Source organism: Streptomyces sp. CLCI03 (genome assembly GCF_053615355.1).
Genome location: NZ_CM132132.1, coordinates 6304425 through 6317755 on the forward strand (window position 1 = coordinate 6304425; position 13331 = coordinate 6317755).

At 73.6% G+C, this 13331-nt stretch carries 12 protein-coding genes; 6 read left to right on the plus strand and 6 right to left on the minus strand.

Features of this window, described 5'->3' with window-relative positions:
- Window positions 1-30 precede the first annotated feature (30 nt).
- Genes ACWG52_RS29085 through ACWG52_RS29095 form a run of 3 tightly spaced genes read right to left on the minus strand, consistent with a single transcriptional unit; the run spans window position 31 to window position 3037 of the window.
- On the minus strand, window positions 31-1227 hold the full coding sequence (locus tag ACWG52_RS29085; RefSeq protein ID WP_453126372.1) for a CaiB/BaiF CoA transferase family protein: 1197 nt from the start codon (window positions 1225-1227) through the stop codon (window positions 31-33).
- 35 nt (window positions 1228-1262) lie between these two features.
- Window positions 1263-2048 carry an ABC transporter permease gene (locus ACWG52_RS29090; RefSeq protein WP_389814418.1) on the minus strand — a complete coding sequence of 262 codons (786 nt, stop codon included), beginning with the start codon at window positions 2046-2048 and terminating at the stop codon, window positions 1263-1265.
- The gene (locus tag ACWG52_RS29095) at window positions 2045-3037 is read right to left on the minus strand and encodes an ATP-binding cassette domain-containing protein (RefSeq protein ID WP_390140936.1); all 993 of its coding nucleotides are present in this window, start codon (window positions 3035-3037) and stop codon (window positions 2045-2047) included. The genes ACWG52_RS29090 and ACWG52_RS29095 overlap by 4 nt, the downstream gene beginning before the upstream one ends.
- A 73-nt stretch (window positions 3038-3110) precedes the next feature.
- Here ACWG52_RS29095 and ACWG52_RS29100 point away from each other — a divergent pair, with 73 nt between their 5' ends.
- Entirely contained in the window at window positions 3111-3836 is a 726-nt protein-coding gene (locus ACWG52_RS29100) for a TetR/AcrR family transcriptional regulator (RefSeq protein ID WP_390140939.1), read from the plus strand.
- 51 nt (window positions 3837-3887) lie between these two features.
- Here ACWG52_RS29100 and ACWG52_RS29105 read toward each other — a convergent pair whose 3' ends face one another.
- A complete protein-coding gene (locus ACWG52_RS29105; protein ID WP_389814573.1) occupies window positions 3888-5012 on the minus strand; it encodes a type ISP restriction/modification enzyme in 1125 nt (374 codons plus the stop codon).
- 145 nt (window positions 5013-5157) lie between these two features.
- Between ACWG52_RS29105 and ACWG52_RS29110 the strand changes: the two genes are divergently transcribed.
- Window positions 5158-5322 carry a hypothetical protein gene (locus tag ACWG52_RS29110; RefSeq protein ID WP_181382635.1) on the plus strand — a complete coding sequence of 55 codons (165 nt, stop codon included), beginning with the start codon at window positions 5158-5160 and terminating at the stop codon, window positions 5320-5322.
- Window positions 5323-5492: 170 nt separating this feature from the next.
- Here the strand turns inward: ACWG52_RS29110 and ACWG52_RS29115 are convergent, their stop codons facing one another.
- Window positions 5493-6242, minus strand: coding sequence for a GntR family transcriptional regulator (locus ACWG52_RS29115; protein ID WP_030723202.1), 750 nt, complete (start codon window positions 6240-6242; stop codon window positions 5493-5495).
- A gap of 95 nt (window positions 6243-6337) precedes the next feature.
- Entirely contained in the window at window positions 6338-7651 is a 1314-nt protein-coding gene (hmgA, locus tag ACWG52_RS29120) for a homogentisate 1,2-dioxygenase (RefSeq protein ID WP_161290146.1), read from the minus strand.
- Window positions 7652-7856: 205 nt separating this feature from the next.
- Between hmgA and ACWG52_RS29125 the strand changes: the two genes are divergently transcribed.
- The 4 genes from ACWG52_RS29125 to ACWG52_RS29140 all read left to right on the plus strand — a co-directional run bounded on the left by ACWG52_RS29125 (window position 7857) and on the right by ACWG52_RS29140 (window position 13221).
- On the plus strand, window positions 7857-10004 hold the full coding sequence (locus ACWG52_RS29125) for a right-handed parallel beta-helix repeat-containing protein (protein ID WP_389814428.1): 2148 nt from the start codon (window positions 7857-7859) through the stop codon (window positions 10002-10004).
- Between the two features lie 157 nt (window positions 10005-10161).
- On the plus strand, window positions 10162-10983 hold the full coding sequence (locus tag ACWG52_RS29130; protein ID WP_389814575.1) for a cupredoxin domain-containing protein: 822 nt from the start codon (window positions 10162-10164) through the stop codon (window positions 10981-10983).
- A 280-nt stretch (window positions 10984-11263) separates the two neighbouring features.
- Window positions 11264-12565, plus strand: a complete 1302-nt coding sequence (locus ACWG52_RS29135; RefSeq protein WP_390140974.1) for a hypothetical protein — start codon at window positions 11264-11266, stop codon at window positions 12563-12565.
- Between the two features lie 35 nt (window positions 12566-12600).
- On the plus strand, window positions 12601-13221 hold the full coding sequence (locus tag ACWG52_RS29140) for a TetR/AcrR family transcriptional regulator (protein WP_109780963.1): 621 nt from the start codon (window positions 12601-12603) through the stop codon (window positions 13219-13221).
- The last annotated feature ends 110 nt before the right edge of the window (window positions 13222-13331 follow it).

Genomic DNA, 13331 nt, shown 5'->3' on the forward strand with positions numbered 1-13331 from the left:
CGTCGGCCCTCGGCCTCCGGCTCCCCGGCCCTACCCGATCACACCGTCCCGGCGCAGTTCCGAGATCTGTGCGTCCGCCATCCCCAGGCCGCGCAGCAGGGAGTCGGTGTGCTCGCCCAGCGCGGGCACCGCACCCATGTGCGGTGCCGCGCCGCCCGGCAGCCCGATCGGCGGCAGCAGGGCCCGCAGCGGACCGGCCGGTGTGTCCACCTCCCGCCAACGGTCCCGGGCCGCGAGCTGCGGATGTCCGGCCAACTGGGCCACGGAGTTCAGTCGCGCGCAGGCGATGCCCGCCGCCTCCAGCCGCCCGATCGCCTCGTCCGCACCGAGCCGGCCCAACGCCTCGGCCACCACCGCGTCGGTCTTCTCCCGGTTCACGGTGCGCGCCGCGTTCGTCGCGTACCCCGGATCGTCGGCCAACTCCGGCCGTTCCAGCACCTGTTGTGCCAGCCGCCGCCACTCGCGGTCGTTCTGCACCGACAGCAGCACCCGGTCCCCGTCGGCCGTCGCGTAGGCGTCGTAGGGGGCGATCACCGCGTGCGCGAGGCCGGTTCGTACGGGCTGCTCCCCACGGTGCATCGTGTGGTGCAGCGGATGGCCCATCCACTCGGCGAGCGCGTCCAGCATGGACACCTCCACCCTGCCGCCGCGCCCGGTGACCCCGCGGCGCAGCAGGGCGGCCAGGACGCCCGAGAAGGCGTACATGGCCGCCGCGATGTCGGCCGCAGGGATGCCCGCCTTGACGGGCTGTTCGGGGGTGCCGGTCACCGACACCAGGCCCGCCTCGCACTGTACGAGCATGTCGTAGGCGCGCTTGTGGGCGTACGGGCCCTCGGCCCCGTAGCCGGAGACGTCCACGGCGATCAGCCGGGGGTACCGCGCGCACAGTGCGGCCGAGTCGAGCCCGAGCCGGGCGGCGGCCCCCTGCGCGAGGTTCTGCACGAAGACGTCGGCCCCGCCCAGGAGCCCGTGCAGGACCTCCCGGCCGCGCGTGTCCTTCAGGTCGAGCGCGATCGACTCCTTGCCCCGGTTGGCCCACACGAAGTGCGAGGCGAGACCGTGCGCGGCCGTGTCGTAGGCACGGGCGAAGTCACCGCCGTCGGGCCGCTCGACCTTGATCACCCTGGCGCCCAGGTCGGCGAGCTGGCGGGTGGCGAAGGGGGCCGAGACGGCCTGTTCGACGGCGACGACGGTGATGCCGTCCAGGGGGAGCGGTTCGGTGGTCATGGGCCCTGCCTACCGGGTCGGACGGGCCGCTGTCACTACCGGCCGCGTGCGAACCTGCGCGTGGCCAACGGCACGAACAGCGCGAGCAGCACGCCCGACCACAGCAGCGCCCCCGCGACGGGATGGGCGGCGGGCCAGGCGGCGCCGGCCTCGGCCGCGCCCCCGGCGTTCCCGCACAGTTCGCGCACGGCGGTGGCGACCGCGCTGATCGGGTTCCACTCGGCGACCGCGCGCAGCCACCCGGGCAGCCCCGCGGTCGGCAGGTACGCGCTGGAGAGCATCGGCAGGACGAAGGTGGCGCTGCCGAGCTGGCCGGCCGCCTCCTCGCTGCTGCTCAGCAGGCCGAGGTACGTGCCCACCCACGCGGTGGCGAAGCGGAACAACAGCAGCACGCCGAGGGCGCCGAGCGCGCCGGACAGGCCGTTCTCGATGCGCCAGCCCATCGCCAGCCCCACCAGCATCAGCGGCACCATCGACACGCCGGTGGTCAGCAGGTCGGCGGCCGTCTGCCCGAGCGGTACGGCGGTGCGGCTCATCGGCAGGGTCCGGAACCGGTCCATCACCCCGCGGTGGGCGTCCTGCGCGGCCGTGAACATGCCGGTCATCAGGCCGTTCGCGGCGGTGGCGGCCAGCAGCCCGGGGACCAGGAACTCCCGGTACTCCGCGCCCGGCATGGCGAGCGCGCTGCCGAAGACGTAGCCGAAGAACAGCAGCATGGTGATCGGCATCGTCTGGGTGAGGACCAGCAACGCCGGGGCGTGCCGCGCCTTCTGGAGCCGGCTGGTGAGGACGGCTCCGCCGTCGGACAGCAGGGTGCTCATGCGGCGTACTCCTGATCGGCGGTGGCGGCCTCGACGGCGGTGCCGCGGGGTCGGGTGAGGCGCAGGAACACCTCGTCGAGGGTCGGCGGGCGCAGGCCGGCGTCCGTGACCGGGACCCCGGCGGTGTCGAGCTCCCGGATGATCCGCGGCAGGGTGAGGTCGGCGTCGAGGACGGTGACGCCGACGGTCAGTTCCCGCTCGTCGAGCACGGGCCGGCCGCCGGTGAGCCGGTCGAGGACGGCCGCGGCGCGCGCGAGCGCCCCGGGCTCGGCGACGGTGACCTCGGCGCGGGCGCCGATCCGGGCCTTCAGCCGGGCCGGAGTGCCGGTGGCGGCGACCCGGCCGCGGTCGACGACCACGATCTGGCCGGCCAGCCGGTCGGCCTCCTCCAGGTACTGGGTCGTGAGCAGCACCGTGGTGCCCTCGGAGCCCTTCTCGGCGAGTTCCCGCACCGCCGCCCAGATCTGCTCGCGGGCCGCCGGGTCCAGGCCGGTGGTGGGCTCGTCGAGGAACAGCACCCGCGGGCGGGTGACCAGGCCGGCGGCCAGGTCCAGGCGCCGCTTCATACCGCCCGACCAGGTGGCGGCCGGCCGGTCGGCGGCCTCGCCGAGTCCGAAGCGCTCCAGCAGCTCGTCGGCGCGGGCCCGGCCCGCGCGTCCCCGCAGTCCGGCCAGCCGCGCGAAGAGCCGGAGGTTCTCACGGCCGGTCAGGTCCCCGTCGACGGAGGCGTACTGGCCGGTGACGCCGATCGCGCGGCGGACGGCCGCGGGATCCCGGGTGACGTCGTGACCGGCGACGAGGGCGCGGCCGCCGGTGGGGGCGGTCAGGGTGGTGAGGATCCGGACGGCGGTGGTCTTGCCCGCGCCGTTGGGCCCGAGGAGGCCGCAGACCGTGCCCTCGGGGACGGCGAGGTCGAGGCCGCGCAGGGCGTGGACCTCCCCGTAGTTCTTCTCCAGGCCTTCACTAAGTACAGCGTACGTAGTCGTCATATGTGCCACCGTACCTCACTACGTACGGCGTACGTAACTAAGATGGTGGGGAGACGACGAGGTGATCTGAGCCATGACAGCCGGCGGGCGACCCGCTGAACCCGAAGTGATCTGGTCCCGCCCCCAGCGGGCCGGCCGCGGCCCCAGGCCCGCGCACAGCCGCGAGTCCATCGCGTCCGAGGCGGTGCGGATCGCCGACGAGGAGGGGATCGATGCCGTCTCCATGCGGCGCGTGGCGGCCGGGATCGGCGCCGGGACGATGTCCCTCTACAACTACGTGCCGCGCAAGGAGGACCTGTACGAGCTGATGGTCGACGCGGTCAGCGGGGAGTACGCGTTCCCGCCGCCGACCGGCGACTGGCGGGCCGACCTGCTCGCGCTGGCCCGTGGGACACGCGCGCTGATGCACCGCCATCCCTGGCTGCCGCGCCTGCTGAACCCCGTCTACGGCTTCGGCCCGAACGCCCTGCGCTACCTGGAGTACAGCCTGGACTGCCTGGCCCCGCTCGACGTACCGGACGGCGAGAAGCTGGAGCTGATCGCCGCCGTCAACGGCACCGTCGCGACCTTCGTGGCCGGCGAGTCGGCCATGGCCGAACGGGCCCGGACGCTGCCCTGGGACGAGGCGGAGGAACAGCGCGTACGGACGGCCTGGCTCGGCTCCCGGCTGGCCACCGGGGAGTATCCGCGACTGGCGGCGGCCCTCGTCGCCGGCGGTCCGGTCCCCGGGGCCGGGCTCGACATGGACACGGTCTTCGACCGCTCGATGACCCGGCTGCTGGGGGCCTGGGGGGCGTAGACCGCCCGCCCACCGTCCTCGGAGGAAGGTCGTCGCGGGCGGTGGTCCTCCTCAGAGGAGGGCGAACTGCCCGCCCGGGCCTTCCTCCTGGTGGTCCAGCACGGACGCCGGGCGCCGGGCCCCGGCCGGCGGCGGTAGCACCCCGGCCATGCGCAGCGCCTCGGTCGACAGCTCCGGACCGATATCGAACGCGGCCCGCTCCGGGGCCAGTTCCGCCAGCAGTGCCAACGTGGTCACCAGGGCGAGCAGCTCCGAGGTCCAGCTCTGCGGCCACTCGGCCGGCCCCAGCGCCGCCAGGCCCTCGGTGTCCGGGCCCCGGTGCGCGGTGCGGGCGGCGAACCAGGCCGGCAGCACCCGCACGCCCTGCGCCTCGTACTCCCAGGCCCCGGCGGGTACGGGGGAGACCGTCCCGCTCCCGAGGCCCAGCGTCTCGCTCCCGGCGTCGTACGCGAGCTCGCGCGGCCAGCCCGTGACCGCCGAGCGGACGTACGGCCGGCGCCCGCCGGGCAGCCGGGGCGGTTCGCCGCCGCGGGCCCCGCGCAGCTGCACGCCCAGCAGCCGGTGCCCCAGCTCCAGCCCGGCCCGCCAGTGCTCGGGATCGGCGGCGAGCGGGACCTCGTACCCGCGCGGAGCCGGGCGGCCCGCCACGAGGATCCAGGACAGGACGTCCTCGGGGGTGACCGGGCCGCCGTGGAGCGCGTCCAGCAGGGGCAGCAGGCCGGGCGCGAGATTCGGCTCGGCGCCGCCGGGGCGCCGGTGCAGGGGGCGGATCCGGCCGAGGCGGCCGACCGGGAGGTGTGCGGTGACCAGCGGATCCGGGGTCAGGGCGAGGAACAGCTGGTGCTCGTCCCGGACACGCCAGAGCTCGGGGCGGGCCGCGTCGATGAGCCGCTGGTCGGGCAGGAGCCACTGCTCGTCGAAGGGCTCGCGGAGCACCCGTACGGGGTCGGGGCAGGGCCCCGGGTCGTCGGTGAAACGGGCCGTGGCCGCCGACCGCTGCCCGGGCAGGGCGGCCGCCCCGGCGTCGGGTCGACGGCTGCGGCTCGGGCGGAAGAGCCGCTCCCGCTCGGCGCCTTCGGAGCCGGCCAGGGTGGCCCAGCGGGCGCGCAGGGCCGCCGGATCGGGTGCGGCCACCCAGTCCCGGCCCAGGCGCAGGCCGCCCACGGACCAGGGCATCAGATCATCGAGCAGCGGTACGTCATCGCTCACGCCGCCGATGGTAGCGACGGGATCCGATGGCCGGGCTGCGTCCAGGCCGGCGAGCTAGGCTCCTTGTATACGCATTCGTACGGTTTCGACCGAGGAGGCTGAGGAGGCGGTCATGAGCCAGTACGACGAATACACGACCCCGTCACAGGCCGAGGGCGAGCGCCTCGACGAGGACATGGACGAGGCCCAGCGCAAGCAGCTCCAGCACCCCCACACGATGCGGACCACGCCGTCCCAGGCGGAGGGCGAACGCACCAGGGAGGACGACGAGAAGTAGGCGCGCGGCGCCGCAGCACCGACAGGGCGTGCAGCACCGACAGGCCCGCAGGGCCGACACGGCCGCAGGGCCGACACGGCCGCAGGGCCGACAGGGATCGCTGGACCGCGACGGGGCCCGCCGGACCGTCCCCGGGCGTCGCAGGACGTCCCGGGGCCGCCCGAGGGTCGTCAGTGCGCGTCGACCGTCACCGTGAAGGAGAACCGGTCGCCGCGGTAGCGGATCCGGGCCACGTCCACCACCCGGCCGTCCTCGTCGTAGGTCACGCCCGTGTAGTGCAGGATCGGGCTCAGCAGCGGCACCTGGAGCAGCTCGGCCGTCTCCGGGTCGGCCAGCCGGGCCTCCACGGTGTCCGTGATCCGGCTGATGCGCACCCCCACGATGTCCCGCAGGACCTTCGTCATAGGCCAGCGTTCGAGATCGGCGAGGTCCACCGCCTCGGCGAACTCCGGGAGGACCGCGTTCTCCGCCCAGTTGGTCGGCTCCCCGCTCTCCCGGTCGTGGCGCAGGCGGCGGTAGGTGACCACCTCGGCCGTGCCGGGGAAGTGCTCCAGCAGCTCCCCGGACACGGCGGTGCGACCGTGCCCGAGGATCGTCGTACGGTCGCCCGACTGCTGGGCCACGATCGCGTCGACCGAGCCCAGCAGCCGGACCGGGGTGCTGCGCAGGGCGCCCGGCTCGATGAAGGTGCCGCGCCGCCGGTGCCGGCTGATCAGCCCCTCACCCTCCAGCTCCTTGAGCGCCTGCCGCATGGTCAGCACGCTCACCCCGTAGTGCCCGGCCAGCTGCTCCTCGGTGGGCAGGCGCAACGAGGCGTCCGGGGTGCGCCCCAGTATCGAGGCGCGCAGTGACTGCGACACCTGGTACCAGAGCGGCAGCTTCCGGTTCAGTACCAGCGAGTCGGGGGCGAAGGCGGTCACGGGTGGATCTCCGAAGGGCTGGACAGGGGTGACGTGCGGCGCACGCACCGTACGGCGCGTGCAGGGTACGGCGGATGCAGCGTATGCAGTGCAGGTCAGGCGCGGAAGTGGCGCTGCAGACCCTGCCACACGTCGTCGTACCCGCGCTGGAGGTGATCCGCGCCTGCCGCCTGCGCGGTGGCGGTGATCGGCCAGCGGGTCTCGAACATGAAGGCCAGGCCGTCGTCGATCTTCTGCGGCTTCAGCTCGGCCGCACTCGCCCGCTCGAAGGTCTCGTGGTCGGGTCCGTGCGCGGACATCATGTTGTGGAGCGAGCCGCCGCCGGGGACGAATCCCTCGGCCTTGGCGTCGTAGGCCCCCTCGATGAGGCCCATGTACTCGCTCATCACGTTGCGGTGGAAGTAGGGCGGACGGAAGGTGTCCTCGCCGACCAGCCAGCGAGGGGCGAAGACCACGAAGTCCACGCCCGCCAGCCCCGGGGTGTCGGAGGGCGAGGTCAGGACGGTGAAGATCGACGGGTCGGGGTGGTCGTAGCTGATCGAGCCCAGGACGTTGAAGCGGCGCATGTCGTACACGTACGGGACGTGGCTGCCGTGCCAGGCGACCACGTCGAGCGGGGAGTGGTCGTAGGTGGCGGACCAGAGGTTGCCGCAGAACTTGTTGATCACCTCGGTCGGGCGCTCGCTGTCCTCGTACGCCGCCACGGGAGCCTGGAAGTCCCGTGCGGCGGCGAGGCCGTTGGCGCCGATCGGGCCGAGGTTCGGCAGCTCGAAGGGCTGGCCGTAGTTCTCGCAGACGTAGCCGCGGGCGTCGGCGTCGAGCAGCTCGACGCGGAAGCGGACGCCGCGGGGGATGAGGGCCATGTCGCCCGGGCGGGCGGCGAGCAGACCCAGTTCGGTGCGCAGCAGCAGCCCGCCGCGCTCGGGGACGATCAGCAGCTCGCCGTCGGAGTCGCTGAACACCCGGTCGGTCATGTCGGCGTTGGCGGCGTAGAGGTGGATGGCCATGCCGGCGCGCTGGGCGGCGTCGCCGTTGCCGCCGAGGGTCCACAGGCCGGAGAGGAAGTCGGTGCCGGGGGCCGGCTCGGGCAGCGGGTTCCAGCGGAGCCGGTTCGGGTCCGCCACGGACTCGGTGAAGGGCGCCGAACGCAGGGCCCCGTTGTCGATCCGGGTGAAGGGCGGGTGCGCGGCCGAGGGGCGGATCCGGTAGAGCCAGGAGCGGCGGTTGTGGGTGCGGGGCTCGGTGAAGGCGCTGCCGCTGAGCTGCTCGGCGTAGAGGCCGAGGGGAGCGCGCTGGGGCGAGTTCCGGCCGATCGGCAGTGCGCCGGGGACGGCCTCCGAGCTGTGCTCGTTGCCGAAGCCGGTGAGGTACTCCAGTGCCTCGGCCGTCTTCCTGGCCTGCTCGCTCATGTGCTGCTCCCGCTCCGTCGAAGGAATCCTATGGTCGACAGTAGGATTCCGCGGCTCGCACGTCAACGGCGGACCTGTCCTCGGCCGCGAGATCGACGGGAAAGACCGGAAATGGGGCCGGAAGTCGAACCGGAAGCGCCGGGAGCGGCCGCGGATTCGGTCCAGGGGGATCCCAAAAGATGAACATTGCTCTACTCTCACGCGCATGTCGTGGACCCGCAGGTTCCCTGCCGTGCCGGCGGCGCTCCTCGCCGCCCTCCTCGCCCTCCTGTCCCTCCTCGTCGCCGCGCCGGCCGCCAGCGCGCACGAGGAGCGCCCGATCACCCTCCCGGACGGCTCCGGATCGGTACCCGAGTACCGCACCGCCGAGCCCGACCTGATCGTCTGCAAGACCGACCGGCCCGCCTTCGAGCGCCGGATATCCGCCTTCCCCGACGAGCTCAGGCAGCGCAACCTCGCCCTGTACGAGCGGTGCGAGAAGAGCGGCTACCGACACCTCCAGGAGGCCGTCGACGCCGTCGACCGGCCCGGGATGAACATCGCGATCCTCCCCGGCCTGTACGAGGAGGAGCCCTCCCTCCCCGCGCCGACGGGGGAGTGCGCCGCGCTGAAGGCCCCCCAGTCCTCGCTCGGGTACCAGATCCTGTCCTACGAGCAGCAGGTGCAATGCCGGCACAACCAGAACCTCGTCGCCATCCTCGGCAAGACGAACCTGCAGATCGAGGGCACGGGCGCGTCACGGCTCGACGTGGTCGTCGACGCCAAGTACCAGAAGCTGAACGCCATCCGGGCGGACAAGTCCAACGGCATCTACTTCCGCAACTTCACCGCCCAGCGCACCACCTTCAACTCGCTGTACGTGCTCGCGGGCGACGGCTTCGTCATCGACGACGTGCTGACCCGCTGGAACGACGAGTACGGCTTCCTGACCTTCGCCAGTGACCACGGGCTCTACAAGAACTGCGAGTCGTACGGGAACGGCGACTCCGGCATCTACCCGGGCAGCGCCTCGAACATCAACGACGGCCGCGGCTACGAGGTACCCCGGTACTCCATCGAGATCACCGGCTGCCGCAGCCACCACAACATGGTCGGCTACTCCGGCACCGCGGGCGACTCGGTGTGGGTGCACGACAACGAGTTCGACCAGAACATGGGCGGCGCCTCGATGGACAGCGCCTTCCCCGGCCACCCCGGACTCCCGCAGAACCACGCCAAGTTCGAGCGGAACCTGATCCACGACAACAACCAGGACTACTACCGCCACGTCGCCGACGGCACCTGCGCCAAACCGCCGATCGAGCGCGGCTACGAGCGGGGCGTGGTCTGCCCGCAGATCTCCATGCCGCCGGGCACCGGCATCATCACCGCGGGCGGCAACTGGAACCTGTACGAGAACAACTGGGTGTACGGGCACCGGCGCGCGGGCTTCTTCCTCAGCGCGGTCCCCGCCTTCATCCGAGGTGAGGAGGCGTGGTCGAAGCAGACCGACACCTCTCACCACAACCGGTACGCCGGGAACGTCATGGGCAAGGACAGGTCCGGGGCCGCCCGCCCCAACGGCATGGACGTGTGGTGGGACGGCCAGGGGCGCGCCAACTGCTGGCAGGACGGACCCGACGGCTCCACCCCCGGGACCGTCCCGCAGTGCGGCGACCGCCGGGGCGAGGTCTCGGGGGCGTCCGCCCGGCTGGTCGGCGAACCGGTCAAGCTGGTCCAGCTCCTCGTCTGCGCGGACTACAACGTCCAGGCACGCAAACTCCCGGCCGGCTGCGACTGGTACGGCGCGCGCGGGCTGGAGCGGGTGGAAACCCAGCTCGCGCTGGCCGTGGCCGCCGTGCTGCTGCTCGTCGGCGGGGTCCTGTGGTGGCGCCGCCTGCGCGGCTCCCGGCTGGGCACGGCGGCCTCGCTGGCCGGGCTCGCGGGCCTGGTCCTGGACGTGGCCGGCTCCACGATGTCCCTGACCGCCACCTTCGTCCCGGCGCTCGCCCTGCTCCTGCTCGGCCTGTGGTGGACGGGCGTCGGCCTTGCCCTGCGGGCAGGCCGCCCCTGGTTGGCCCGTCTGACCCTGCTGCTGGCCGGGCTGACCCTGCTGGACGCCTTCGACAAGGCCGTCCTGATGATCCCCTGGACCCCCCTGAGCCCCGCCTGGGTGCGGGCCCTGGTCGCCGTGGTCTGGGTGCTGTGGGCGGTGGTGGCCTCGGCCCGCCCGGGCACCCCGGCCCGGCCGTCCGGCCCGGGCGGCGACCCCGCGGGCGACCGCGAGCCGGTCCCCGCCGGCCCCGCACCGGCGCTCAGCGCGGCCGCCCCGGAACCCCCGGCGACCCCGACGACCCCGGATCCCGCGCCGTGACCCCCGCCCAGGCCGCCCCGACCACAGGAGGCCAGCCGTGACCGACCGGCCCGAGCACCGGTCCGACCCGCTCGACGACGACAACCGCTGCGACGCCTGCGCCGCGCCGCCACCCCGTGCGGTCCGCAGGCTCCGCCGAACCGCCCGCGCCGCGGCCCTGCTCGCCCTCGCCCTGCTCCTCGCGGGCGGCGCGGCGACGGGCTGCGGTGGGCGGGCCACCACCCACCACAAGCCCGGCACCAGCCACGAGCAGGCATCCGGCAGCGTGGGCACCCTGCTCACCGCCACCGATGCCGGCGGCCACCGATTCCGCGAGGTCCCGGCCGAGGGCGCGCCGGAGGTCCAGCTGACCGTCCGCCCGGACTCGGAGGACGGCTGGAACCTCCAACTGGCGGTGAAGAACTACCGCTTCACCCCCGACAGCACCGGCGGCGCCGCCCTCCCGGGCGCGGGCCACGCGCACCTGGAGCTCGACGGCCGCAAGCTGGCCCGGCTGTACGGCCCCTGGTTCCACCTGCCCGCGGCACAGGTCCCCGAGGGCGCGCACACCCTGACCGTCCGCCTCTACGCGGACGACCACACCGCCTGGGCGGTCGCGGGCAAGCCGGTCGAGGGCACGGCCCAGCTCAACGCCACCGCCACCGCCCCGGGCCAGGTGGGCGGACACAGCCACGGCGACACCCCACCGCCGACCCAGGCCCCGCAGCCGGAGCAGGCCGACCGCACGGTCACCATCACCGTCCGGGACGGCAAGGTCAGCCCGGCTCCCGCCCGCACCGAGCTGCGGCGCGGAGAGCGCGTGGCCCTGCGCGTCACGAGCGACCGCGCGGACACCCTGCACGTCCACGGCTACGACAAGGAACTCGCCCTGCCGGCAGGCCAGGAGGCCACCCTGACCCTGACGGCCGACCGCACGGGCCTCTTCGAGGTCGAGACCCACACGTCCGGCCTCGTCCTGACCCAACTCCTCGTCCGATGACCCCACCCCACCCCGAACCCACTCCCGCGCCCGAACCCACTCCCGCGCCTGGATACGAACCCACGCCTGGATACGAGCCCTCTCCCACGCCTGGATCCGAACCCGGGCCCGGGGCCGAACCCACGCACGGTGCCGGACCCGGGGCGGGGTCCGCATCCCGGGTGGCCCCCGGGCGGCCGGGCCGTGCCGTCCGCGGGGCGTCGCCCCGGGTGGGCCGATGGTGAGCCCGCTCGGGCCGGGCCTCGCCCCGGGCGCGGGTGAGGGGGGCCACGGCCAGGGCGTGGTCCTTCACCCGGCCGATCCGCTCACCTCGCTCGCGCACGGGATCGGGTCCCAGCACGATCTACCGATCTCACCCTTCTACGCCTTCGCCGGTGCCTTCGCCGCGCTGTTCGTCTCCTTCCTCGCGCTCGGCCTGCTCTGGTCCACCTCCCGCTTCCGCGGGGAGCGCTCGGGCCTCGCCCTGCCCGTCGCCCTCCAGCGGGTGGCCGACGCGCCGACCACCCGAACCGCCCTGCGCGCCCTGGGGCTCGCCGCCGCCGTGGCGGTCCTGCTCCACCTCCTCCTCGGTCCCGGCGACCCCGCGCACAACCCCGCCCCCGGCGCCGTCTACGTCCTCCTCTGGGTCGGACTCGTGCCCGCCTCCCTCCTCCTCGGCCCCGTCTGGCGCCTGCTCAACCCGCTCCGCACCCTGCACCGCCTGCTCTCCCGGGCCCTGCGCCGCGGTGGCCCCGGCCACCCCCTTCCCGCCCGGCTCGGCCAATGGCCCGCCGCCGCCGGACTGTTCGGCTTCACCTGGCTCGAACTCGTCGCTCCTGATCCCGCATCCATCACCACCCTCCTCATCGCCCTCACCACCTACGCCACCGCCCAACTGCTGCTCGCCGCCCGCTTCGGCGAGCGATGGTTCGACGAAGGCGACGCCTTCGAGGCCTACTCCACCCTCTTGGCCCGGCTCTCCCCCCTCGGCCGTCGCAGCGACGGCCGCCTCGTTCTCCGTAACCCCTTCCACGGACTCGACGCGACACCCGAGCGGCCCGGACTCGTCGCCACCGTCTGCGTCCTGCTCGGCTCCACCGCCTACGACGGCTTCTCCGACAACCCCTCGTGGATCAACGCCATACAGACCTCCCCCCTCGGCCGCATCCCCACGGCCACCCTCGGACTGCTCGGTTCCATCGCCCTCGTCGCCACCCTCTACTGCCTCTGCGCCGCGGCCACCCGCCTCGTCAGCGGCCCGCACCCCGGCCCGCTGACCGCCTTCGCGCACTCACTCGTACCGATCGCGCTCGGCTATCTCATCGCCCACTACTTCTCCCTCCTGGTAGTCGAAGGACCACGCACAGTAAGCATGGCGGTCGGCACTGACAACGCCCCCGAACCCGTGCCGCCCCTGGGTCCCGGCGGCCTCGCCGCCCTTCAGGTCATCGCCGTCGTCACCGGTCACGTGCTCGGCGTCGTCGCGGCCCACGACCGTTCCGTGCGCCTCTTCCCGCCCGCGAAAGCGGTCGCCGGGCAACTACCGCTGCTGGCGCTGATGATCACTTACACCGTCGGAGGGCTCAGTCTTCTGCTGAACTGAGACCCCCGCCGAACCGAGAAGCGAGGAGCGGCATGATGGACCCCGTGCCTCCCGCCCACTCCCTGCGCCGAACGCCGATCCAGCAGCGCAGCGCCGACCGGCTCGCCCGGATCCTCGACGCCTGCGCCGAACTGCTGGACGAGACCGGGTACGAGAACCTCAGCACCCGTGCCGTGGCCCTGCGCGCCGGCGTGCCGATCGGTTCCGTCTACCGCTTCTTCGGCAACAAGCGAGCCATGGCCATCGCCCTCGCCCACCGCAACCTCGACCGCTACGTCGACGGCATCGCGGACCGACTCGCCGACCTCCCGGCCACGCACTGGCGGCCGGTCGTGGACGCGGTGCTGGACGAGTACCTGGCCATGAAGCGCAGCGTTCCCGGCTTCGCGCTCGTCGACTTCGGTGTGCCCGCACCACCGGCCGAGGGGCCGGAGGCGGACCCCAACCACCAGGTCGCCGCCCGGCTGACGGAACTGCTCTCCGCGCACCTCGCCCTGACACCCGACGCCACCTTGGAGCGGGCCGTCCTCGTCGCGGTCGAGGCCACCGACGCACTGATACAGCTCGCCTTCCGGGCCGACCCGGCCGGAGATCCCGGGATCGTCGCCGAGACCCGCGCCATGATGCACGCGTACCTGGCCCGCGTGCTGGACTGACGCCCGCGGCGGTTCCACCGCCTCCCTCCCGGCCTCCGTCTCTGCTTCCGTCTCCGTCTCCGGCCTCCGTCCCCGGCCGACCGATCCGCCCCGCACACCCCTCCCCTCCA